Annotated in this window: 20 protein-coding genes; 9 read left to right on the forward strand and 11 right to left on the reverse strand. The window is 66.3% G+C overall.

Going from position 1 to position 18,897, the window contains the following annotated elements:
- Nucleotides 1-40: 40 nt before the first annotated feature.
- The 4 genes from HIV01_RS00985 to HIV01_RS01000 form a co-directional block, all read right to left on the reverse strand.
- Nucleotides 41-541 carry an LEA type 2 family protein gene (locus HIV01_RS00985; RefSeq protein WP_200604427.1) on the reverse strand — a complete coding sequence of 167 codons (501 nt, stop codon included), beginning with the start codon at nt 539-541 and terminating at the stop codon, nt 41-43.
- Between the two features lie 64 nt (nt 542-605).
- On the reverse strand, nt 606-785 hold the full coding sequence (locus HIV01_RS00990) for a hypothetical protein (RefSeq protein ID WP_200604428.1): 180 nt from the start codon (nt 783-785) through the stop codon (nt 606-608).
- Between the two features lie 252 nt (nt 786-1,037).
- Complete coding sequence (locus HIV01_RS00995; protein WP_200604429.1) at nt 1,038-2,303, reverse strand: BamA/TamA family outer membrane protein; 1,266 nt, start codon at nt 2,301-2,303, stop codon at nt 1,038-1,040.
- A gap of 108 nt (nt 2,304-2,411) precedes the next feature.
- On the reverse strand, nt 2,412-2,930 hold the full coding sequence (locus tag HIV01_RS01000) for a hypothetical protein (protein WP_200604430.1): 519 nt from the start codon (nt 2,928-2,930) through the stop codon (nt 2,412-2,414).
- A gap of 158 nt (nt 2,931-3,088) precedes the next feature.
- On the opposite strand from HIV01_RS01000, the gene HIV01_RS01005 reads away from it, so the two are divergent.
- Both HIV01_RS01005 and HIV01_RS01010 read left to right on the forward strand, forming a co-directional pair.
- Nucleotides 3,089-5,584: a DEAD/DEAH box helicase gene (locus tag HIV01_RS01005; protein WP_200604431.1), complete on the forward strand. Its 2,496-nt coding sequence runs from the start codon at nt 3,089-3,091 to the stop codon at nt 5,582-5,584.
- The gene (locus HIV01_RS01010; protein WP_200604432.1) at nt 5,581-6,450 is read left to right on the forward strand and encodes a ribonuclease H-like domain-containing protein; all 870 of its coding nucleotides are present in this window, start codon (nt 5,581-5,583) and stop codon (nt 6,448-6,450) included. The genes HIV01_RS01005 and HIV01_RS01010 overlap by 4 nt, the downstream gene beginning before the upstream one ends.
- 9 nt (nt 6,451-6,459) lie before the next feature.
- Here the strand turns inward: HIV01_RS01010 and HIV01_RS01015 are convergent, their stop codons facing one another.
- Complete coding sequence (locus HIV01_RS01015; protein WP_200604433.1) at nt 6,460-7,002, reverse strand: RNA 2'-phosphotransferase; 543 nt, start codon at nt 7,000-7,002, stop codon at nt 6,460-6,462.
- A 34-nt stretch (nt 7,003-7,036) separates the two neighbouring features.
- On the reverse strand, nt 7,037-7,336 hold the full coding sequence (locus HIV01_RS18270; RefSeq protein ID WP_425600244.1) for an excalibur calcium-binding domain-containing protein: 300 nt from the start codon (nt 7,334-7,336) through the stop codon (nt 7,037-7,039).
- A 222-nt stretch (nt 7,337-7,558) separates the two neighbouring features.
- Between HIV01_RS18270 and HIV01_RS01030 the strand changes: the two genes are divergently transcribed.
- The 4 genes from HIV01_RS01030 to HIV01_RS01045 all read left to right on the forward strand — a co-directional run bounded on the left by HIV01_RS01030 (nt 7,559) and on the right by HIV01_RS01045 (nt 11,823).
- A complete protein-coding gene (locus HIV01_RS01030) occupies nt 7,559-8,899 on the forward strand; it encodes a c-type cytochrome (protein WP_200604434.1) in 1,341 nt (446 codons plus the stop codon).
- 344 nt (nt 8,900-9,243) lie between these two features.
- Entirely contained in the window at nt 9,244-10,305 is a 1,062-nt protein-coding gene (locus HIV01_RS01035) for a lipid A deacylase LpxR family protein (protein ID WP_200604435.1), read from the forward strand.
- An 81-nt stretch (nt 10,306-10,386) separates the two neighbouring features.
- A complete protein-coding gene (locus HIV01_RS01040) occupies nt 10,387-10,758 on the forward strand; it encodes a VOC family protein (RefSeq protein WP_200604436.1) in 372 nt (123 codons plus the stop codon).
- Nucleotides 10,759-10,875: 117 nt separating this feature from the next.
- Entirely contained in the window at nt 10,876-11,823 is a 948-nt protein-coding gene (locus HIV01_RS01045) for a GlxA family transcriptional regulator (RefSeq protein ID WP_200604437.1), read from the forward strand.
- Between the two features lie 34 nt (nt 11,824-11,857).
- Here the strand turns inward: HIV01_RS01045 and HIV01_RS01050 are convergent, their stop codons facing one another.
- The 4 genes from HIV01_RS01050 to HIV01_RS01065 form a co-directional block, all read right to left on the reverse strand.
- Nucleotides 11,858-12,835, reverse strand: coding sequence for a carbon-nitrogen hydrolase family protein (locus HIV01_RS01050; protein ID WP_207527042.1), 978 nt, complete (start codon nt 12,833-12,835; stop codon nt 11,858-11,860).
- Between the two features lie 56 nt (nt 12,836-12,891).
- Nucleotides 12,892-14,337, reverse strand: coding sequence for an amidase family protein (locus HIV01_RS01055; RefSeq protein WP_200604439.1), 1,446 nt, complete (start codon nt 14,335-14,337; stop codon nt 12,892-12,894).
- A 93-nt stretch (nt 14,338-14,430) separates the two neighbouring features.
- Entirely contained in the window at nt 14,431-14,889 is a 459-nt protein-coding gene (locus tag HIV01_RS01060; protein ID WP_200604440.1) for an HvfA family oxazolone/thioamide-modified RiPP metallophore, read from the reverse strand.
- Nucleotides 14,890-15,024: 135 nt separating this feature from the next.
- Entirely contained in the window at nt 15,025-15,840 is an 816-nt protein-coding gene (locus HIV01_RS01065) for an SDR family NAD(P)-dependent oxidoreductase (RefSeq protein ID WP_200604441.1), read from the reverse strand.
- Nucleotides 15,841-16,299: 459 nt separating this feature from the next.
- Between HIV01_RS01065 and HIV01_RS01070 the strand changes: the two genes are divergently transcribed.
- The 3 genes from HIV01_RS01070 to HIV01_RS01080 are packed head-to-tail and all read left to right on the forward strand — an operon-like array spanning nt 16,300 to nt 18,052.
- Entirely contained in the window at nt 16,300-17,049 is a 750-nt protein-coding gene (locus HIV01_RS01070) for a hypothetical protein (RefSeq protein WP_200604442.1), read from the forward strand.
- Between the two features lie 15 nt (nt 17,050-17,064).
- Nucleotides 17,065-17,502 (forward strand): DUF6130 family protein, encoded by a 438-nt coding sequence (locus tag HIV01_RS01075; protein WP_200604443.1) that lies wholly within the window; start codon nt 17,065-17,067, stop codon nt 17,500-17,502.
- Nucleotides 17,503-17,518: 16 nt separating this feature from the next.
- Entirely contained in the window at nt 17,519-18,052 is a 534-nt protein-coding gene (locus HIV01_RS01080) for a cytochrome P460 family protein (RefSeq protein WP_200604444.1), read from the forward strand.
- Between the two features lie 84 nt (nt 18,053-18,136).
- On the opposite strand, the gene HIV01_RS01085 is transcribed toward HIV01_RS01080, so the two are convergent.
- The gene (locus HIV01_RS01085; RefSeq protein WP_200604445.1) at nt 18,137-18,880 is read right to left on the reverse strand and encodes a sel1 repeat family protein; all 744 of its coding nucleotides are present in this window, start codon (nt 18,878-18,880) and stop codon (nt 18,137-18,139) included.
- Between the last annotated feature and the right edge of the window lie 17 nt (nt 18,881-18,897).

Consider the following 18,897-nt stretch of genomic DNA (forward strand, 5'->3'; position numbering starts at 1 on the left):
TGATCCCGGCCATCGCGGCCGGCATCGACGTGGGAAACGATCAGCGCAGCACGCCCGGCAGGCCCGGCGCCGGACTCAACGCGCTGCTGCGCTCGACTTCGAAGCTGCGCAACTTGCCCTGGTCCGGGGTGGCATCGATATGGCCGGTGAGTTCGTACGCCAGGCTGCGGCCCGCGGCGAGGGCGTCGGCGGCGGCGAGCTTGGCCGCGGCCTGCGGAGCCAGGGTCACGGTGATCACGTCGGCCGATTCGGGGCCGATCGAAAGCCCGGGCTGCGCACGCAGGCTGCCGGCCGCCGTGTCGGCGACCTTCAGCGCCAGGTCGACGGCGTCGAAGCGCATCGGGATGCTGCTGAAGTTCTCGATGCGAAGTTCGGCCGACCAGCTTCCATCGGCGCGTACGGTCAGCTGCTGGATGCGGGCGGAGGGCTCGGAGACGCGGCGGACAGGGCCACTGGAGCAACCGGCCAGCGTCAGCGCCGTCAGCAGGGACAGCAGCAGCGCCAGACCGCTCCAGCGTTTCCAGATCGCCTCGTGCTTCATGCCGCAGCTCCGCCGTGATGGGACGGCGAGCATACTACGGCGCATGGCGGCGCCAGCAGGGGTGTCAGGTGGCGGCGGCCGGGGCCACGGCCTGCGCGATCAGGGCGAGGGCAGCCACGGCGCCCCACACCGCCAGATAGCGAAGTACCGCCCGGCGCGCACGCGCGGCGCGAGACAGGCGCGAGGCGCTGGAGGGAATACGGATCCTGGCGAGCGCACGCTCGCTGGCATTGGTCGTAGCCATAGGGGAGACACGTTTCCGTGGTGCTGCGATGGCGTGATTGTGTACCAGCAAAGCTGAAGGAACCCCGGCCCAGCTATTCACCTGCTCAAGGTGACGGTCATCTTTCCCTTGCTGAGCGGCATCCGTGCTGTCGCATAGACCGGGCTGCCGGGGCATCGACAGAATCGCGCCTGAACCGCGGGCAATGCCATCGGGGTAGGGCGCGAGCAGGGGTAGGGATTTTCTGACTCAGGCGCCGCGATCGCGGGCGGGTCAATTGCCACCGGCGAAGAAATTCGCCCCCTCGCCGCCGCGCAGGGGGTAGGCCCAGCCCAGTTCGATCTCGACGCCGACGAACCAGCTCAGGCGGATGCGTACGCCCACGCCGATGTCGGCATACGGCGAACCGTCGCGTAGGCCTTCGCGGTCGTCGCCGCTGCCGCCCACCTCGACGAAGGCGAGCAGGCGCAGCCAGTCCCATTTGACCGGGCGCAGGTATTCGAGCGAGCCGTAGTAGTAATAGTTGCCCTCGAGGAAGTCGGAGTCGTAGCCGCGCATCTGCCCCGAGCCGCCGAGGGAGAATTCGTTGCGACTGCCCGTGCCGCCGGTGAGCACGCCGGCGCTGCCCAGGACATGCACGGTCTGGTGCGGCACGTTGCCGATCGCGCGTGACTGGAAGTAGCTGGCGGTGCTGCGGGTGTAGTCGTAGTCGGACGCCACGCCTTCGGCGGCGAGTTCGACGCGTGCATTGAAGCGGCGCCCGGTCTCGCTGTAGACGTGGAAACGCATGTCGTCGTAATCGGCCGTCCCGACCAGGGCAAGCGCCTGGCCGTCCGGGGGCGGCGCGAATTCTCCCTCGGTGTCCTGGCGTTGCCAGAACAATGCGCCGCCCAGGATCCAGCCACTTCTCGGACGGTTGCCGCGCAGGTCGCGCGCAGCGCCGATCTCGAAATGGTCGAAGGTTTCGTCGAAGCTGTCGTCGCTGACTTCGTTAGTGACCGGGTCGATGATCGGCGTCACCCGCTCGCGCCGCTCCAGGCGAACGCGCAGCTCGTAGGGGCTGTCGAAAATGTACGGTGCGCGGTAACCCAGACGCGCGCTGGTCTCCTCCAGGCGGTCGCGTTCGTTGGGGAACTTGCCCTTCTCGACCGTCAGGTTGAGGCGGTGGTTGAGCCCCCACACGTTGCTCCAGCGCAGCTGCGCCCCGTAGCTGTAGTCGCTGTCGGAGCTGGCGTCGATGCGCGGCAGCACCAGCAGGTGGTACTTCTCGCGCACCGCCAGTTCCAGCACCACGCCACCGTCCACGGCATGCGTGGTGGCCTTGACCTCGCGGAACAGCCCCAGGTCGAGCACGGCCTGGCGGCCATCCTCGATCGCGGCGGGGTCGGCGATGTCGCCCGGCGCCAGATCGAGTTCGCGCAGGATGACCTTGTCGCGCGTCTTCTCGTTGCCGACCAGGCGAATCTCGACGATGCGCGGCTCGACGATGCGTGGCTCAACAATGCGTGCCTCGACGGTGTCTGGCTGAGGCTCGTGCATGGGCGCCTGCGCGGCCACCGAACTAGTCGTCGCGCAAGCGATCAACATCCAGGCGGAAAGACAGGCTTGCATGGCGCACTTCAGTCGAGGCCCGCGCCAGACAGGGGGTCATCGCCGTCGCGCGGCGGCCGTGCGCAGCTTCGCCAGTTCGCTGAGCGCACGCAGCAACCCCATCTCGCTGGACAGGGCCAGGTCGTAGATGAGCTCGCCGTCGATGCGGGCATCGCGCCGCCAGACGCGGGCGTGGCCGCCAAGGGCGAGGTCGGAGGCCATCACCAGGGTCCGGTATCGCGCGCTGCGCAATGCCGACTCGTGCGCGCGCCAGTGCTCCTCGACGAAGTCGCCGCGGCCTTGCAGGATCGCCCGCGCCGGGCTGCCCGGCATCTCCTCGCCGTGGGCCAGCGCCGGCGATACCGCCAGCAGCAGGTGGGCGGTGTCCTGGGCGAGGCTGGCGCGTTCCTCGGCGGTGTAGGTCTGGTCACGGCGCAGCAACCCGTCAGCGCGTTGCTGGCAGGCGGAGAACAGTTGCGACAAGGGCCGATCGAGGTAGGGATTGGAACCGGCGAACGGCGAAGGCCGGGGCCGGACAGCGATCGGGCCATGCAGGCCGGGGGTGGGATGGGTCATGGCGGCAGCCTCTACTTCCGCCGTCTCAGGGAACAAGACTCCAGGCGGACGAACGTACGCCTTCGATTGATAGGGCAGCGTCAACGCTTGGTCGCGTGCCGTCGCAACCAATGAGACGGCCATCGCGTCCACTCGCGGGCGCCCAGCAGGAGAAGACGATGTCGCCGCCCACCCATGCGCTTGCCCTGAACCACGACAGCGACGAGCGCGCAATCGCCTTGCGCGAGGACGGCCCTGCCTTCATTGATAGTGGCGCAGCGGACAGCGGCCTGCTCGCGCAGGCGCTGTCGCGGCGCTATGCCGGCCGCATCACCGGCAGCTTCACCGTTCCGGGCAGCGAAGGGCGGTATGCGGACCTGCCATCGGACCTGCCGCCGTCGTTGGCGCAGGCCTTGCGTGCACGCGGGATCGAACGCCTCTACAGCCACCAGGCTCAGGCGTGGGAGGCGGCAGGCCGCGGCGACAACGTGGCCATCGTCACGCCGACCGCGTCGGGCAAATCGCTGTGCTACACGCTGCCGGTGGTCGCCGCGGCGATGACCTCGCGGGCCAAGGCGCTGTACCTGTTTCCGACCAAGGCGCTGGCGCAGGACCAAGTCGCCGAACTGCTGGAGCTCAATCGCGCCGGCGATCTCGGCGTCAAGGCGTTCACCTTCGACGGCGATACGCCGGGCGATGCGCGCCAGGCGATCCGCCTGCACGGCGACATCGTCGTGTCGAACCCGGACATGCTGCACCAGGCGATCCTGCCGCATCACACCAAGTGGGCGCAGTTCTTCGAGAACCTGCGCTACGTGGTGATCGACGAGGTGCATACCTATCGCGGCGTTTTCGGCAGCCATGTCACCAACGTGCTGCGCAGGCTCAAGCGGATCTGCGCGTTCTATGGCGCGCGGCCACAGTTCATCCTGTGCTCGGCGACGATCGGCAACCCGCAGGCACATGCCGAAGCCTTGATCGAAGACCGCGTGCACGCCATTACCGAATCCGGCGCGCCGACCGGCGACAAGCATGTGTTGTTGTGGAACCCGCCGGTGGTCAATGCCGACCTCGGCCTGCGCGCCTCGGCGCGCTCGCAGAGCAATCGCATCGCCCGCATCGGCATCAAGTCCGGGCTGAAGACGCTGGTGTTCGCGCAATCGCGGCTGATGGTCGAGGTGCTGACGAAGTACCTCAAGGACGTGTTCGACCACGACCCGCGCAAACCGCCGCGCATCCGCGCCTACCGCGGCGGCTACCTGCCAAGCGAGCGCCGCGACGCCGAGCGGGCGATGCGTGATGGCCGCATCGACGGCATCATCTCGACCTCGGCGCTCGAACTGGGCGTCGACATCGGCAGCCTCGACGTGGTTGTGCTCAACGGTTACCCGGGCACCGTCGCCGCGACCTGGCAGCGCTTCGGCCGCGCCGGCCGCAGGCAGCAGCCCAGCCTCGGAATCCTGGTTGCCAATTCGCAACCGCTGGACCAGTACATGGTGCGGCATCCGGACTTCTTCGCCGACAGCCCGCCCGAGCATGCGCGCACCGCGCCGGACCAGCCGCTGATCCTGTTCGACCACATCCGCTGCGCGGCCTTCGAGCTGCCTTTCCACGTGCGCGAGATGTTCGGGCCGATCGAGCCGGAGGTGTACCTGGAAGCGCTGGCCGAGTCCGCCGTGGTCCATCGCGAGGGCGAGCGCTGGGAGTGGATTGCCGACAGCTACCCCGCCAACGCGGTGTCGCTGCGGTCGGTCGCCGACGGCAACTTCGTCGTCGTCGACCGCACCGACGGTCGCCAGACAATCATTGCCGAGGTCGACTACTCGGCGGCGGCGCTGACGCTGTACGAGGGCGCGATCCACATGGTCCAGTCCACGCCGTACCAGGTCGAGCGGCTGGACTGGGAAGGGCGAAAGGCCTACGTGCAGCGCACGCATGTCGACTACTACACCGACTCCATCGACTACACCAAGCTCAAGGTGCTCGAGCGTTTCGACGGCTGTGCCGCGGGCCAGGGCGATGCCAGCCATGGCGAGGTGCACGTGGTCAGGCGGGTGTCGGGCTACAAGAAGATCCGCTACTACACCCACGAGAACATCGGCTACGGTCCGGTCAACCTGCCCGACCAGGAGCTGCACACCACTTCGGTGTGGTGGCAGCTGCCGCAGGCGACGTTGCTGTCGTGGTTCGCCAGCCGACAGGACGCGCTCGACGGCTTCCTCGGCGCAGCCTATGCGCTGCACATCGTCGCGACGGTGGCCGTGATGGCCGACGCGCGCGACCTTCAGAAGGCCGTCGGCAACGGCGACGGCGCCTGGTTTGTCAGCAGCGACCAGGGCGGTCGCGGCACACTGCGTGGCGTGGAAGGCAGCATCGAACTGGCGGACGTGCAGCAGTTCGTACCGACGGTCTACCTGTACGACAACTTCCCCGGCGGCGTTGGCCTCAGCGAGCCGTTGTGGCGACGCCAGGAAGAGCTGGTGCTGCGCGCGATGGAACTGGTCGAGCGATGCGATTGCCGCAGTGGCTGTCCGGCTTGCGTTGGTCCGATCCTGGCCGCGAGCGAGGAAGGCGAGGGCGCCACGCCGAAGGCGCTGGCGCGCCGGGTGCTGTCGTTGCTGATCGAAGCCCGCGAGCTGGCGTCCGACGTAAACGTCAACGTGGTGGGCACATGACGGTCACCCTCGAGAAGTTGCGCGCGCTGCGCAGGCAGGCGGGTGAAACGGCAAGCGGCAATCGTGCTGGCGAGGATGGGGTTCCGCAGGCGCTGTTTGCCGCACCCGTTGTCGGCGCGCCACGGCCCGACCCGGGCGCCCAGCTTGACGCGCTGCGACGCATGCTCGGCGTGCGCCAGCGTCATGCGCCTGCACCGTTGGCCTCCCGCGATCGCAGCATCCCGGGCATCGAGATCGAACCCGGGTTGTTCCTGGCCGAGTCCACCCAACCCATGCGCGCACCACCGTCGGTGCCATTGGCGTTCGCCAAACGCGAAGACTCGGTGGACACCGATGCGCTGCTGTTCTTCGATACCGAGACCACCGGGCTGGCCGGCGGCACCGGCACCCGCGCTTTCATGATCGGCGCCGCCGACTGGAGCGCAGGCACGTTGCGCATCCGCCAGCTGACCATCACCACGCTCGCAGCCGAACCGGCGATGCTGCGCACGTTCGCGCAATGGCTGTCAGCGAGAACCGTGCTGTGCAGCTACAACGGAAGGTGCTACGACGCGCCGCTGCTGAAGACCCGCTTCCGCCTGGCGCGCATGGGCGATCCGATCAGCGCGCTCGACCACGTCGACCTGCTGTTCCCGACCCGGCGCCGCTATCGCGGCGTATGGGAGAACTGCCGGCTGGCCACGATCGAACGTGAGGCGCTGCGCATCGTCCGCGAAGACGACCTGCCGGGCTCTGAAGCGCCGGCGGCATGGCTGTCGTTCCTGCGCGGCGGCTCATCGCACAACCTGCGCCGCGTGGCCGAGCACAACCTGCAGGACGTGGTGACGCTGGGGCGTCTGTTCGTGCACCTGGCCGAGGCGGCGTAGTGCCTTCGCTCAGGTCGTGATGAACGTTTTCGGGATCGGCCCGGTCAGCCACACGCCGTTGTCGGCCAGATAGAACGCGTAACCCTGCTGGTGCATTTGCCTGGATTGGATCGTCAGCACCACCGGCGTGCCATGCCGCTGCCCGACCTGCGCGGCGGCGGCGATGTCCTCCGACAGGTGGACGTGGTGGCGGATGCCCGGCCGCAGTCCCTCGACGAGGATGGAGTCGAGGAATCGGGTTGCAGTGCCGTGGAACAGGCGTTCGGGCGGCAACGCCGGTTCGCGCTGGATGGTAACGGCATCGGTCGAATGCCCCTGCACCGCACGGATGCGCTGGCCACAGACCGACAGGGCGAAGCGCTGCTTGTCGTTGCCTTCGACGACGGCGCGGATCACGCGCGGGTCGAGCGTGTGGCCGGCCTGTCGCGCACTGGCGATCAGGTCGTCGATGTCTGCCCATCCTTCGCGATCCAGCGTCAGCCCGATCGCGCCGGGTGCATGACGCAGTACGTAGCTGAGGTATCGGCTGGTGTCGGTGATTCTTCTGCGCATGGTGCCTGCTGCTGATTCGTATGGAGGTGGAGGACTAGCGGCCGTGATACGGCTCGCAGCCGACACCATCGCCATCGCGGTCGAGATGGCTTCCATAGCCTGCTTCGCCTCGCCGGACGGGCGCGGCTCCAGCTGCGCGGGCTTCGGCGCAGTTGCGAAATACCTCTGAGGCGCCCGGCGTCGCGGATGCGGCCGGCCCTCGATGGCAGTGGTAGTCACCGGTCTTTCGATTGGTGTGGCAGCCGTTCTTGTCGAGGCCGCCGCCGTGCGCATGCGCGGTTTCCCAGCCCGACGCCGTCAAAAGCGCGAGCAAGGAGAAAACGAGAGGTCGCATACAGTCCCCCAACTGTAATGTGACAGGGGTCCGAATCTAGCAGCCCTTCGAGCCGCACCGAACAACCCCGTGTGCGAGAAAAAGTCGCGGTCGAAACCGGGGCCGCTATTCAGCTTGCAATGAACGCTGACAGGCGTCGCCGGACCGAAATGAACGGACATCATGGCCGGGCAATGACCTGCGGGCCGTTGAAGCGCTAAGGCCCAGCAGCGGAGCATCGCGATGACGTCGTATGTCCGGCTCGGCCTGGCGCACGTGCTTGCACTGGTGCTGGCAAGTTGCTCCGCGGGCGATCCCGCATCCCTGGCGTACGCACCCAAGCCCATCGTGCAGCTCGCCCCGATCCCGGGCCTGAAGGTGCGGCCCCTTACCGACCGCACATTCGAACGAACCGACGCACGGCGAGCCCGTGGCGAGTACCTGGCCGAAGGCATCCTTGCTTGCGCCGCCTGCCATTCCGAGCGCGACTGGCACAAGCCGGGCGGACCCATCCCTGCTGGCCGCGCGTATGCGGGTCGGGTCTGGAAGACCGACGGCAAGACATGGCTGGTCGCGCCGAACATCACACCCGAGCCACATACCGGTGCGGGCCGATGGAGCGACGACATGCTCGCCCGCGCGATACGCGAGGGCATCGGCCATGACGGTCGCCTGCTGCATCCGCAGATGTGGTACCGGTCGTTCCGGTTGCTTTCCGACGAGGACCTGGCATCGGTGGTGGTGTATCTGCGATCGCTGCCCGCCGTGCGCAACACGCTGCCGCAGACAGTGCTCTCGGACGAGCAGGTCAAACGCTTTGTCGGCGAGCCCCGGCCGATCACCTCGCCAGTGTCCGAACCCCCGCACGCCACACCCGAAGAGCGCGGTCGCTACCTTGCCGGCCTTGCCGACTGCGGCGGCTGCCACACGTTGTGGGACGGCAAGCGGCTGCCTGGTGCCTTTGCCGGAGGCAACGAGGTCGGGCGGGATGGGCGCACGGTGTTCAGCGCCAACATCACTCCCGACCCGACCGGCATGTCGTACGACGCGGCGGGCTTCATCCAGGTGATCCGTACCGGCAAGGCAGGTCTGCTCGCGCCGGAGATGCCGTGGCTCTTCTATCGTCGTCTCAGCGACGACGACCTCACCGCCCTGCATGCATTCCTCAAGACGCGCTATCCCGTCTCCCATCGCATCAGCAATCTCGGTCCGGGCACCGCCTGCGCGGTGTGTGGAGGGCAACATCCCCTGGGAAGTGCCAACCGCCTCGTGCCAGTGCGCGGGATAGCAGTGCCCGAGCGCCTGCTGCGTGACTATGTCGGCAGCTATCGTATCGACGAGTACGACTGGACCCTGCGGATCGAGCTGCTGCACGGCAAGCTGCACATGGTCGATGGCGAGGCGCCGCCAAAGGAACTGGTGGCGCTGACGCAGTCCAGGTTCGCGATGGACGGTGGCCTTGGGCCGCTGCGATTCGAGCGCGATGGCGAAGGTCGCGTAGCGCGCGTGGTTTCCGAGGACGTCGAAGACGTGCCGCTGGAGCGCATCGCCGAGGTTGCGGCGAAGGCCGGTGGCTCGCCGTAGCGCGAGGGCGCGCCGCGTCCGGATTCGCCAGGTCGGAAGATTGTTGCGCTGTGGGCAACACACAGGGTCCGTCACGAGGGCTACCCACGGCGGGGGCGGGACTCTACTCTTGCGGCCACAAACGCTTTGTCCGCCGTAACGAAGACGACGGGTGTCAGGTCGTCGAGGCTGCTGTAAAGGGCGTGCACTTTCCACCCGTTCGTGCACGGGACAACCTACGTCGGCGCGGCGTCTCCGCGAATTACCGATCAGCGACACGACGATACGGCGGACCAGAAGCCCCAACCCAATGCCCGTACCGGTCAAGCCCGATGGCGCGCCCCGGGGCTTGATAGCAGGACAACATGCGTTCCCAGTTCATTGGCAAGTGGCTGCTGGCAGCCACTGCGATCTCGTTTTGCTCCCTAGGAACCGCCCAGGCACACGGTCGTGAGGACTGCACCAGCGGTCGCACGCGGCTTCCGCCCATCGTCAACCTGCGCGTCGACAACGACGTGATCGGCGGCCAGGACCAGGGCTACAGCAACGGCGTGCAGCTGACGCTGGTCTCGCCCAACCTGCGCGACTACACGAACGATCCCTGCATCCCGCGGCTCGCCCAATGGGTCAACAGCTACCTGGGCGCGCTCCAACCGGAGACGTTCGAGCAGCAGAACATGATCGCGACTTTCGCCCAGGGCATCTTCACACCGACCGACTTCAGTCGCAGCGACCTGATCGAGGATGACCGGCCGTATGTCGCCGCGTTGCTGGTTGGCCTGGGCTACAACGCACGCGAGGGCGACACGCTGCGCACCACGCAGCTGCAGATCGGCATCGTCGGGCCGGCCGCGCTGGGCAAGCAGGCGCAGGATGCCGTGCACCAGATCACCGGCAGCGAGAAATTCCGCGGCTGGGACAACCAGCTCGAGAACGAGCCGGTCTTCCGCATCGTCCACGAGCGCATGCGTCGTTTCTCCTCCAGCGACGGCGCGCACGGGTGGGGCTGGGACACGATCGCCCACTACGGCGGCAGCTTCGGCAACCTGGCGACCTACCTCAACACCGGCGCGGAGTTCCGCTTCGGCGTGAACCTCCCCGACGACTTCGGCAGCACGCCGCTGCGCCCGGCAGGCGAGAACACGGCCCCGACGCGCGAGCCGCAGAGCCAGTACGTGCCGGGCGCGCATCTGTTCGTGACCTTCGATACGCGCTGGGTGTTGTACGACATCACGCTGGACGGCAACACCTTCCGCGACAGCCACAGCGTCGACAAGCGGCATGCCGTGGCCAACATCGGTTACGGCGTTGCCCTGATGCGTCATCGCTGGAAGTTCGCGCTGGCCCGCTACCACGGCACACGCGAGTTCGATGGCCAGCGCGAGACACCTGTGTTCGGGAGCTTCACGATCAGCCGGGCATTCTGATCTCCGAGGCCGGCTTGCTGACGTGGTGCGGCGTGCATAAGCTCATTCCGCCGTCGCCGCATCGGCAGCATCGGAGGTCACATGGCAGCCCAGACAAGGTCGCTCGTCGCTTTTGCACACGTCGCCGACGTCGAGCGAAGCATCCGGTTCTACGCTGATCTCGGTTTCAAGGTGGGCAACAGCGTTGTCCCGGAAGGGAGCACCATCCCCGTCTGGGCCTGGCTGGTGAGCGAGAAGGCCAATCTGATGGTCGGCCTGGCATCGGGACCGGTTGATTCTTCCCAGCAAGCCATTCTCTTCTACCTCTACTTCGACGACATCAAACAGACCCGCGCCGCCCTGGTGGAGCTCGGCCACGGGCCGGGCGAGATCAAGTACCCGTTCTACATGCCAGGCGGCGAGTGCAGGCTCGAGGATCCGGATGGTTATGTGTTGATGCTGGCTCAGATCTAGATCTGAATGGGGTCGCGGCGCCTTCTGCCGGCTGCATGGCCAGCAGCCGGCCCCGGGCGGGTTGAAAGTGGCGGGATGTGCCATATACCTCTTTTCAGGCCGTCCGAGTTTCCCGTCATGCTTACCGTTGGTTTCGTCCTTCCGCCCGGGTTCCAGATCATGGGCCTGGCCGCGGCATCCGCGTTCGAACTGGCCAACGTCGTTGCCAAGGAACAGCTGTACCGCGTTCTGCTGCTGTCGGAACGCGGCGGGCCGGTAATGAACTCCTTCGGTATCCCGGTCGAAACCCGGCCGTTGGCCCGCAACCGGGTCGATACGCTGATCGTCACCGGCCTGCTGGTGCCGGCGCCGTCCACCCCTGAGCTGCTCCGGCAGGTTCGCAGGGCCACCGAGACCGCGCGTCGCACGGCGTCGGTGTGCACGGGTGCGTTCATCCTCGGTGAAACCGGCCTGCTGGATGGCCGTCGCGTCACCACGCACTGGTTCCATGCGCGCGACCTCCAGAAGCAGTTTCCGCAAGCGCATGTCGAGGACGATCGGATCTACATCATCGACGGAAACATCTGGACGTCGGCGGGGATGAGTGCGAGCGTCGACGTTGCCCTGGGCATGATCGAGAAGGACTTCGGCGCGGACCTGTCGCGCAAGGTGGCGCAGAACCTCGTCGTCTACCATCGCCGTGCCGGAGGCCAGTCGCAGCACTCCGCGCTGTTGGAACTCGATGCCAAGTCCGACCGGATCCAGAGCGCGCTTGCTTACGCGCGGCAGAACCTGCGCGCGCCGCTTACGGTCGAGGAGCTGGCCGAGGCGGCGCACTTGAGCCCGCGCCAGTTCACGCGCGCCTTTCGTGCGGAAACCGGGCAGTCGCCTGCGAAGGCGGTTGAACACCTGCGGGTCGAAGCGGCGCGCGTGATGGTCGAGCAGAGCCGGCACTCGATGGACGAAGTCGCCACCGAGACCGGCTTTGCCGACACAGAGCGCATGCGTCGCGCTTTCCTGCGTGCGTTCGGGCAGCCGCCCCAGGTGCTGCGCCGCAATGCCCGCATGGGCGAGGCGCTGGCCTGACAGCACGCCAGCGACCCGACGCGGCCATGCGACGCTAGAGAATCTCCATACCGCTGCGGGCTTCAGCGGCAGGGAAGCCCTGTCGCTCATGGAAGTTGGTCGCGGGGGTGCGATCGATCAGCAGCGACAGCAGTTCGGGCCGGTTGTAGTGGCCGCGGGAGTCCATGAGCATCTTGCGACGGTCGATCAGCGAGAAATCCAGGTCGGCGATCACGACGCCTTCGCCGGAGCGCAAAGGCTCGCCGATCAGCATTCCATCCGGCGCCACGATCGCCGTGAAGCAACCGCCCGAGATCGGCTCGATCGCGCATCCGGTGTCCTGCATGATCCGTGCTTGCTGATCGGCATCCAGCCACGCAGTGGCGTTGACCACGAAGCAGCCGGACTCGAGTGCGTGCTGGCGGATATTGATCTCCATCCGCTGCGCGAACCCTTCGCCAAACGCTGAGCCTGGGTACATCGCCGAATGGATCTGTTCTCCGTCGGCCATCAGTGCATAGCGCGCCAAGGGGTTGTTGTGCTCGAAACAAGCCAGTTGGCCGATGCGTCCGACCCGGGTGTCGGCGGCCCGCAGGCCAGAACCATCACCCTCGCCCCAGATCATCCGTTCGAAATGCGTCGGCGTGATCTTGCGGCGGCGCTGGACCAGCGTGCCATCGGCGTCGAACAACAGCTGGGTGTTGTACAAGGTGCCGCCATCGCGTTCGTTGACGCCGATGGAGACCACCATGCCGGCCTTGCGCGCGGCCTGGCCGATTGCATCGGTCGCGGCCGATGGCACAGTGACAGCCTGGTCGAGCAGTCGAAGGTGTTCCTTTCCGGCCAGGAGTTCGAGCGGCGTCTGGACCGCCGAGAAATAAGGGTAGTACGGCACCACGGTTTCCGGGAACGTGGCGAACTGCACGCCCAGCTCGCCAAGCTCGAGGATCTTGCGCACGACCTTGTCGACGGTCGCTTCGCGGCTGTAGAGCACCGGGCTGAACTGTACGGCGGCGGCTTTGATGATGGTCACGATTCAATACTCATTGTCTGTTGGTGGTTCTGCGCTCAGGAAGTTCGTTGCGACACTCAGCCGATCGCCGCCTCGACACGACGCGCCACATCGAGCAGCTTGCGGTCGCTGCCAGCGGCGCCGTCGAGTTCAAGCCCGATCGGAAGGCCGGTGTCCGATACGCCCATCGGCAGGCTGATGCCGGGCAGGCCAGCGAGGCTCGCCGCGACGGTATGCCTGGCCAGCGCGAGATCGCTGACCGCTTCGCCGGCGATGGTGAAGCTCGTCTGCTGCTCGATCAGCGGCGCAGCGCGGGGTGTGGTCGGCAGCAGGAGTGCGTCGGCGCCGGCACCGGTGAAGACCTTGTCGAAGCGACGCTGGATCTCGGGACGGTGGACGTTGAGTGCCTCAAGGTAGACATCCTGCGTGGCAAAGCCGGCGCCATCCGGCAGGACGAGATGCGCCCATGCGTCCCTTAGGCCGGGCTTCAGCGCCTTGAAGATCTCGTCGAACGAAGTTGGTACGCGGTGCTGTTGCAGGAACCCGGAGATCGACGGCATCGTCTCGCGCAGGAAGATGGTCCACGTCGCTGCCTCGGAGATCGCGAAGAAGTCGTCGCCGAGATCGATCTCGACGACATCGGCGCCCGAGTCACGCAGCCGGCGCAGCGTCTCGCGGAAGGCGCGCTCCACATCCGCGTCGATCCGCTCGAGGTGCTGGCGTGGCGCATACGCCAGGCGCATACCATCGAGACCCGGGTGGCGGGGCGACGCATGGGGCAGGGCACCGGTGACGACCTGGTCGATCAGCGCACAGTCCTCGACGCTGCGCGCGAGCACGCCGGGGGTGTCGAGTACATGGGAGATGGGCGCGACACCGTCGCCGGACCATCGGCCCGGGCCCGGCTTGAAGCCGACGACACCACAGAACGAGGCAGGCACGCGGATCGAACCTACCGTGTCACCACCGAGGGCGGCGGGAACGATGTGCGCACCGACCGAAGCGCCAGCACCGCTGGACGATCCACCGGTGACGTGTGCGCGACCGCGCGGATTCCTGGCCTGTCCATGGGCGCCGTTGTGGCCGGTCAGTCCGTAGGACATCTCGACCAGGTTGTTCTTGCCGAACACGATGCCGCCGGCGGCCTTCACGGCTCGGACGACCGTGGCGTCCTGGTCGGGTACGAATTCGTGCAGGTTGCCGATGCCGAGCGTGGTGCGAAGGCCCTGCGTCAGATAACTGTCCTTCACGCCCAACGGTACACCGAGGAGCGGATGAGTGGAGCCTTGAGTGCGGGCTTTGTCCGCATCCCGTGCTGCGCTCAGTACCGCCGTTTCGTCGATCGAGATGAACGCATCCAGGTCCGCGTTCGCGCGTGCCTGCCGAAGCAGGGCTGTCGCATAGCTCTCGGAGGACATTTCGCCGGTGCGGATCGCGGTGGCCGCGGCGGCGACGCCGAGCCCGGTCAAGTCACCTGCTTCGGAGGGCGCGACGAGGTTGGCAGGCGTGTCGAAGTTGGACATGGGGATCACTCGGGTAGGGGACTGGAGCCAGCGATGGCAAGCGTTCAAGTGCGCCCCCGCGCTGGCGCGGGGGCGCGTGGTACAGCGACCTGCTTATTCCTTGGTGGAAAACAGGCCCGTGGGCAGCTCGCGGCCGTTCTCGTTGTAAGCGGCCTTGACGCTCAGGTAGGACTCCATCTCGTCGATGTAGCCATCCTTGTTCGTGTCCTTCTTGGCGAACACGGCAACGCCCTTCGGCGCGACCTTCAGGAACTCGGCGCGCGAGATTCGGGCGTCGTCGTCGGTGTCGATCGAGTTGAAGATCGCGTCGCCGCACTGGCCTTCGCCACACTTTCCTTCGGCAGTCTTGGATGCGGACTTCTGGGCGCCCGGCTTGGCCTCGGTGCTACCGCACTTGCCTTCGCCGCACTTGCCTTCGGCGGCTGCATGGGCGGCGCCGAGCATGTAGCCCTGCGCCAGCGGCTGTACGGCGAACGCCGAACCGCTGAGGACCAGGCCGGCCAATGTGATGCCAAGCAAGCTGGCGGTCTTGTTGCGGGTGTTGTCGGTCATTGCAATTTCTCTGGGGGAGGTTGGTGCGGCAGGGCCGCGGGGAAGCACTGCGGAATGCAGTGCAAAGGGAAATCGGAGCGAGGGAGGGGGATGCTTCGGAAGCGGGCAATCTGCGCGATCGCCCGCCACCGTCAGTCAATTGATCGCAGTGGGCGCGGTGCGGTAGCGCGGCGCAGGGGCGGAGCTCGACAGCTGCGGCGCCAAGGCCTTGCGTGCGCTTTCCAGCGCGTTCCAGTCCTTGAGTTCGGCCAGCGCGGGAATGGTGACCAGCTCGCCCTGCGCGAGGCCTGCCAGTGCGGCATCGACCATCGCCTCCACCGGCATCACGATCTCCTGCGGCAGGTGGGCAACCGGCAGTCCTGCCACGTCCCAGAAGTCGGTAGCGGTGGCACCCGGCAGTACGGCCTGGACGCGAACGCCCTTGTCGGCAAGTTCGTGCTGGAGCGACTGCGAGAACGCCAGTACGTACGCCTTGCTGCCGCCGTAGACGCCGTTGAGAAGTTCCGGTGCCAAGGCGACGATGGAGGCGATGTTGATGATCGTGCCGGTGCCGCGGGCGACGAACGCAGGCGCGACGGCGTAGGCCAGGCGGGTCAGCACGTTCACGTTCAGCGTGATCATGCGTTCCATGTCGTCGATGCTCGACTGCAGCAGCGGTGCGGTCGCTCCGATGCCGGCGTTGTTGACGAGCATCGTGATGCTGGCGTCCGTGCGCAGTGCTTCCTGCACACGGGCCACGCCGTCGGGATCGGTGAGATCGGCGGCGATGGTTTCGACCGAGCGGCCTGTGCGTGTGGTCAGCTCCCGCGCCAGGTCGCGAAGCTTGTCGGCCCGGCGGGCGACGAGGATCAGATCGTAGCCGTCGCGAGCGAGGCGGTCGGCGTAAACGGCACCGATGCCGGACGAGGCGCCCGTGATCAGGGCGGTGCCCTTGTGAATGCGAGTGTTCATGACGTTTCCTGTGGCCCGGTTCCGGGGGTTCGGCGCAGAATCTACGCCGGTTGCCTCGCGGCCTAAACGACGTAGATCCCTCGTTTTGCGCCACAGGCCGTCATGACCGTCCCAGGGCAGCGATCCTGGTTAGTGTTGCGGTCCGCATGCACGAGGCGTAGAAGATGGATAGCGAGCAATAGAGATTGCCTCGCGGCCGGCACAGCCGGTATCAACACAAGGCAGTAGCCCGCGGTCCCCCCGGTCTATCCACGCCGTGGCGCTTACGGAGTAGGCGCTTTTCGACGAACCCCAACCGTTTGCTGCGGGCACTGTGCCCAGCAAATCGACGTTCGTGCCGCTCCGCTCCACGCAGTGACCCATTTCACCAATGCCCCACGTCGGCATCGCCACGTGGCTGGGGATTGCTGCGCCCATTTGCCGGTTCGATCCCGAACGCACTCCAACCAGAACGTTCCCATGGATACGAAGATGGACACCTTGCTAAAGGCAGTTCTCGATGCACATGGCGACCTGAAGAAATGGGCCGCCGTCAAACAGATCACGGCTGACATGTCCCTGGGAGGTCCCTTCTGGGCCGCAAGGGGATGGCCCGACGTCTACGCCGGCCAGACCGTCACCCTCGACCCGCACAATCAGCACATCCGGTTTGCCCCGTTCACGGGCACTGGCCGCACGTCTGTACTGGATGTCGATCCCGAACGCGTCGCACTGACTTCCAACGGTGGCGAAGTCGTCGAAGAGCGCCTGCATCCGCGTGGTTCTTTCCCGTTGCCATTCGATCCCATGACTACGCCGTGGGACGCAATCCAGGTGGCTTACTTCACCAGCGCAGCGGTCTGGAACTACCTGACTGCCCCGTTCGTGTTCGCGCGTGCCGGTGTTGAAGCAAGGGAGATCGAGCCGTGGACCGAGGGCGCCGAGACCTGGCGGCGATTGGCCGTGACGTTCCCGAAATCCAACGCAAACCACAATGCCGAGCAGGTCTTCTACTTCGACGAAGCGTTCATGCAGCGGCGCATGGATTACTCGCCAGACGTCACCGGCAGCCCGCCGGTAGCGCACTACAGCGACGATCACCGGACCTTCGACGGCTTCGTCTTCCCAACGCATCGACGCGTCTACCTGCATGACGCCAATGGCGTCGCGGACAAGAGCTTCGCGCCCATCACGATGGACGTGAGATCCATCGTCCTCGAAAGCGCCTAGAACACGGAGAAGGGAATGAACGCATTCAACAAGGCGCTCGCAGCGACTGCGGGCGGGCTGCTGATCGCGGCGAACTGCTTCGCACAGGGTCCGACGTCACTGGTGGTGCCCGTCGAGAATGAGCCCGCCCCCAGGTTGATCGTGGGGCAACCACTGCCGGGACCACTCGCGACCGGCGTCGCCTACATCCCGTACCGGGTGGAGAACCTGCGCATCCTTCCTGTCGGCGGACCCCATTCTAAGAACGTCTCGCCACGAATAGGCCACCTGCACATCACCGTCGACGACCTGCCGTGGGCATGGGCGGACTACGGCCGCAGCGACACCATCATTCTGGTCAACCTGCCTCGTGGCGAACACAAAGTTCTGATCGAGGCGGTCGATCCTGAGGGTGGGCTGCTGACCTCGCAAACCGTGAAGTTCAATTCGCCGGGGAAGCCGGCCGGACGCTGACCGCAAAGGAACAACCATGAATCGCAAGACCAAACTCTGGATTGCCTCGGCAGCGGCTGCGCTTGCTGTCGTGGCAGGCGTCGCCATCGGCGCTCAAGACAAGTACGCACTCGTATCGCCCAGCGGAGTCGCGTTCGCCGACTTCAAGGGTTACGAGGACTGGGCGGTGGTGTCCTCTGCGAAGACCGATGTACTGAAAGTGATCGTCGCCAACCCGATCATGATCAAGGCGTACAAGTCCGGCATTCCGGGCAACGGCCAACCGTTCCCTGATGGGGCCAAGATCGCGAAGCTCCAGTGGAAGCCGAAGAAGAGCACCGACGCCCCGTTCGATGTCGACGTGCCGGACGTCTTCACGCAGGCCTTCCTGATGGAGAAGGACAGCAAGCGGTTTCCGAAGAGCGGCGGCTGGGGGTATGCGCTGTTCAACTACAGCGCTGCCAATGACACGATGACGGTCGATCCGACGGGCGTCTCGGATTGTGGTCATGCCTGCCATGTGAAGGTGGCCGACAAGAACTACATCTTCCATCCGTATCAGAAGCGCTGATCACCTGCGCGATGCCGGTCTACGAGCTGCGCGCCGCGGGTACCTCCGCCGACGAGGTGCGCGAGTACCTGCGCAGCAGCTGATCTACGGCCGCTGCGGCTCGCTGTTCCCGGTCTTTTCGGCGGGACCGATCTCGACGGCACCGTCCTTCCAGATCGCGTCTTCGACCGCCCAGTACCGTTCCGGATCCAGTCGCCAGCTGGCATACATCGAGTTCATCTCGTAGCTGGCGTTGTCCCACAGATCGGCGGCGCCTGCCGGAGGTGAGCGCACCTGGACCTTGCTGGTTATCTGGCCGGTGCGGCTGCCGGTGATCTGGGTGTTCTGCCGGAGGATCGCCGCAGCCAGGCGTCGCTTGGCCACCTTGTCGCCGTACTTCGCGTACAGCGCTTCACCCTCGCTCAGGGCAGGGTCCTTCTCTGCCGGGTTCAGCGACATCCAGATCTTCTCGCGCAGCACCAGGAAGGCCGGATAGGCTCGCTCGGCGGCAAGGTCTGCCCACGCATAAGCCAGTGCCGGATCGCGCGCCACGCCTGCGCCGTGCCAATACATCAGGCTGATGCGGTGCTGCGAATACTTGTCGGCGTAATGCGCGGCCTTGGTGAAATTGCGCAGTGCATCATTCCATTGGCCTTTCCCGGCGGCCTCGCTTCCGTAGAGGCGGTACAGCTCGTTGGGGAAATTGGCAACGAAGCGGACCCGCTCGTCGAGATCGCCGGCGCTGATGGCGTCCGTGGGGGCAGCGACGGTATCCAGGGATTCCGCAGCCGGCGTGGCCGGTCCAGCGGCGAGTGCGGCAGCGAGTACGACTGAAGTCAGCAATTCCATGTTGCCTCCGGGTCGGT

Origin of the sequence: Lysobacter arenosi (assembly GCF_016613475.2) — a bacterium.
Taxonomy (GTDB): domain Bacteria; phylum Pseudomonadota; class Gammaproteobacteria; order Xanthomonadales; family Xanthomonadaceae; genus Lysobacter_J; species Lysobacter_J arenosi.

Bases quoted from the DNA above. Each gene is read 5' to 3' on its own strand.
- HIV01_RS00985 (WP_200604427.1), bottom strand. From the start codon at position 541: ATGAAGCACGAGGCGATCTGGAAACGCTGGAGCGGTCTGGCGCTGCTG.
- HIV01_RS00990 (WP_200604428.1), bottom strand. From the start codon at position 785: ATGGCTACGACCAATGCCAGCGAGCGTGCGCTCGCCAGGATCCGTATT.
- HIV01_RS00995 (WP_200604429.1), bottom strand. From the start codon at position 2,303: ATGCACGAGCCTCAGCCAGACACCGTCGAGGCACGCATTGTTGAGCCA.
- HIV01_RS01000 (WP_200604430.1), bottom strand. From the start codon at position 2,930: ATGACCCATCCCACCCCCGGCCTGCATGGCCCGATCGCTGTCCGGCCC.
- HIV01_RS01005 (WP_200604431.1), top strand. From the start codon at position 3,089: ATGTCGCCGCCCACCCATGCGCTTGCCCTGAACCACGACAGCGACGAG.
- HIV01_RS01010 (WP_200604432.1), top strand. From the start codon at position 5,581: ATGACGGTCACCCTCGAGAAGTTGCGCGCGCTGCGCAGGCAGGCGGGT.
- HIV01_RS01015 (WP_200604433.1), bottom strand. From the start codon at position 7,002: ATGCGCAGAAGAATCACCGACACCAGCCGATACCTCAGCTACGTACTG.
- HIV01_RS18270 (WP_425600244.1), bottom strand. From the start codon at position 7,336: ATGCGACCTCTCGTTTTCTCCTTGCTCGCGCTTTTGACGGCGTCGGGC.
- HIV01_RS01030 (WP_200604434.1), top strand. From the start codon at position 7,559: ATGACGTCGTATGTCCGGCTCGGCCTGGCGCACGTGCTTGCACTGGTG.
- HIV01_RS01035 (WP_200604435.1), top strand. From the start codon at position 9,244: ATGCGTTCCCAGTTCATTGGCAAGTGGCTGCTGGCAGCCACTGCGATC.
- HIV01_RS01040 (WP_200604436.1), top strand. From the start codon at position 10,387: ATGGCAGCCCAGACAAGGTCGCTCGTCGCTTTTGCACACGTCGCCGAC.
- HIV01_RS01045 (WP_200604437.1), top strand. From the start codon at position 10,876: ATGCTTACCGTTGGTTTCGTCCTTCCGCCCGGGTTCCAGATCATGGGC.
- HIV01_RS01055 (WP_200604439.1), bottom strand. From the start codon at position 14,337: ATGTCCAACTTCGACACGCCTGCCAACCTCGTCGCGCCCTCCGAAGCA.
- HIV01_RS01060 (WP_200604440.1), bottom strand. From the start codon at position 14,889: ATGACCGACAACACCCGCAACAAGACCGCCAGCTTGCTTGGCATCACA.
- HIV01_RS01065 (WP_200604441.1), bottom strand. From the start codon at position 15,840: ATGAACACTCGCATTCACAAGGGCACCGCCCTGATCACGGGCGCCTCG.
- HIV01_RS01070 (WP_200604442.1), top strand. From the start codon at position 16,300: ATGGATACGAAGATGGACACCTTGCTAAAGGCAGTTCTCGATGCACAT.
- HIV01_RS01075 (WP_200604443.1), top strand. From the start codon at position 17,065: ATGAACGCATTCAACAAGGCGCTCGCAGCGACTGCGGGCGGGCTGCTG.
- HIV01_RS01080 (WP_200604444.1), top strand. From the start codon at position 17,519: ATGAATCGCAAGACCAAACTCTGGATTGCCTCGGCAGCGGCTGCGCTT.
- HIV01_RS01085 (WP_200604445.1), bottom strand. From the start codon at position 18,880: ATGGAATTGCTGACTTCAGTCGTACTCGCTGCCGCACTCGCCGCTGGA.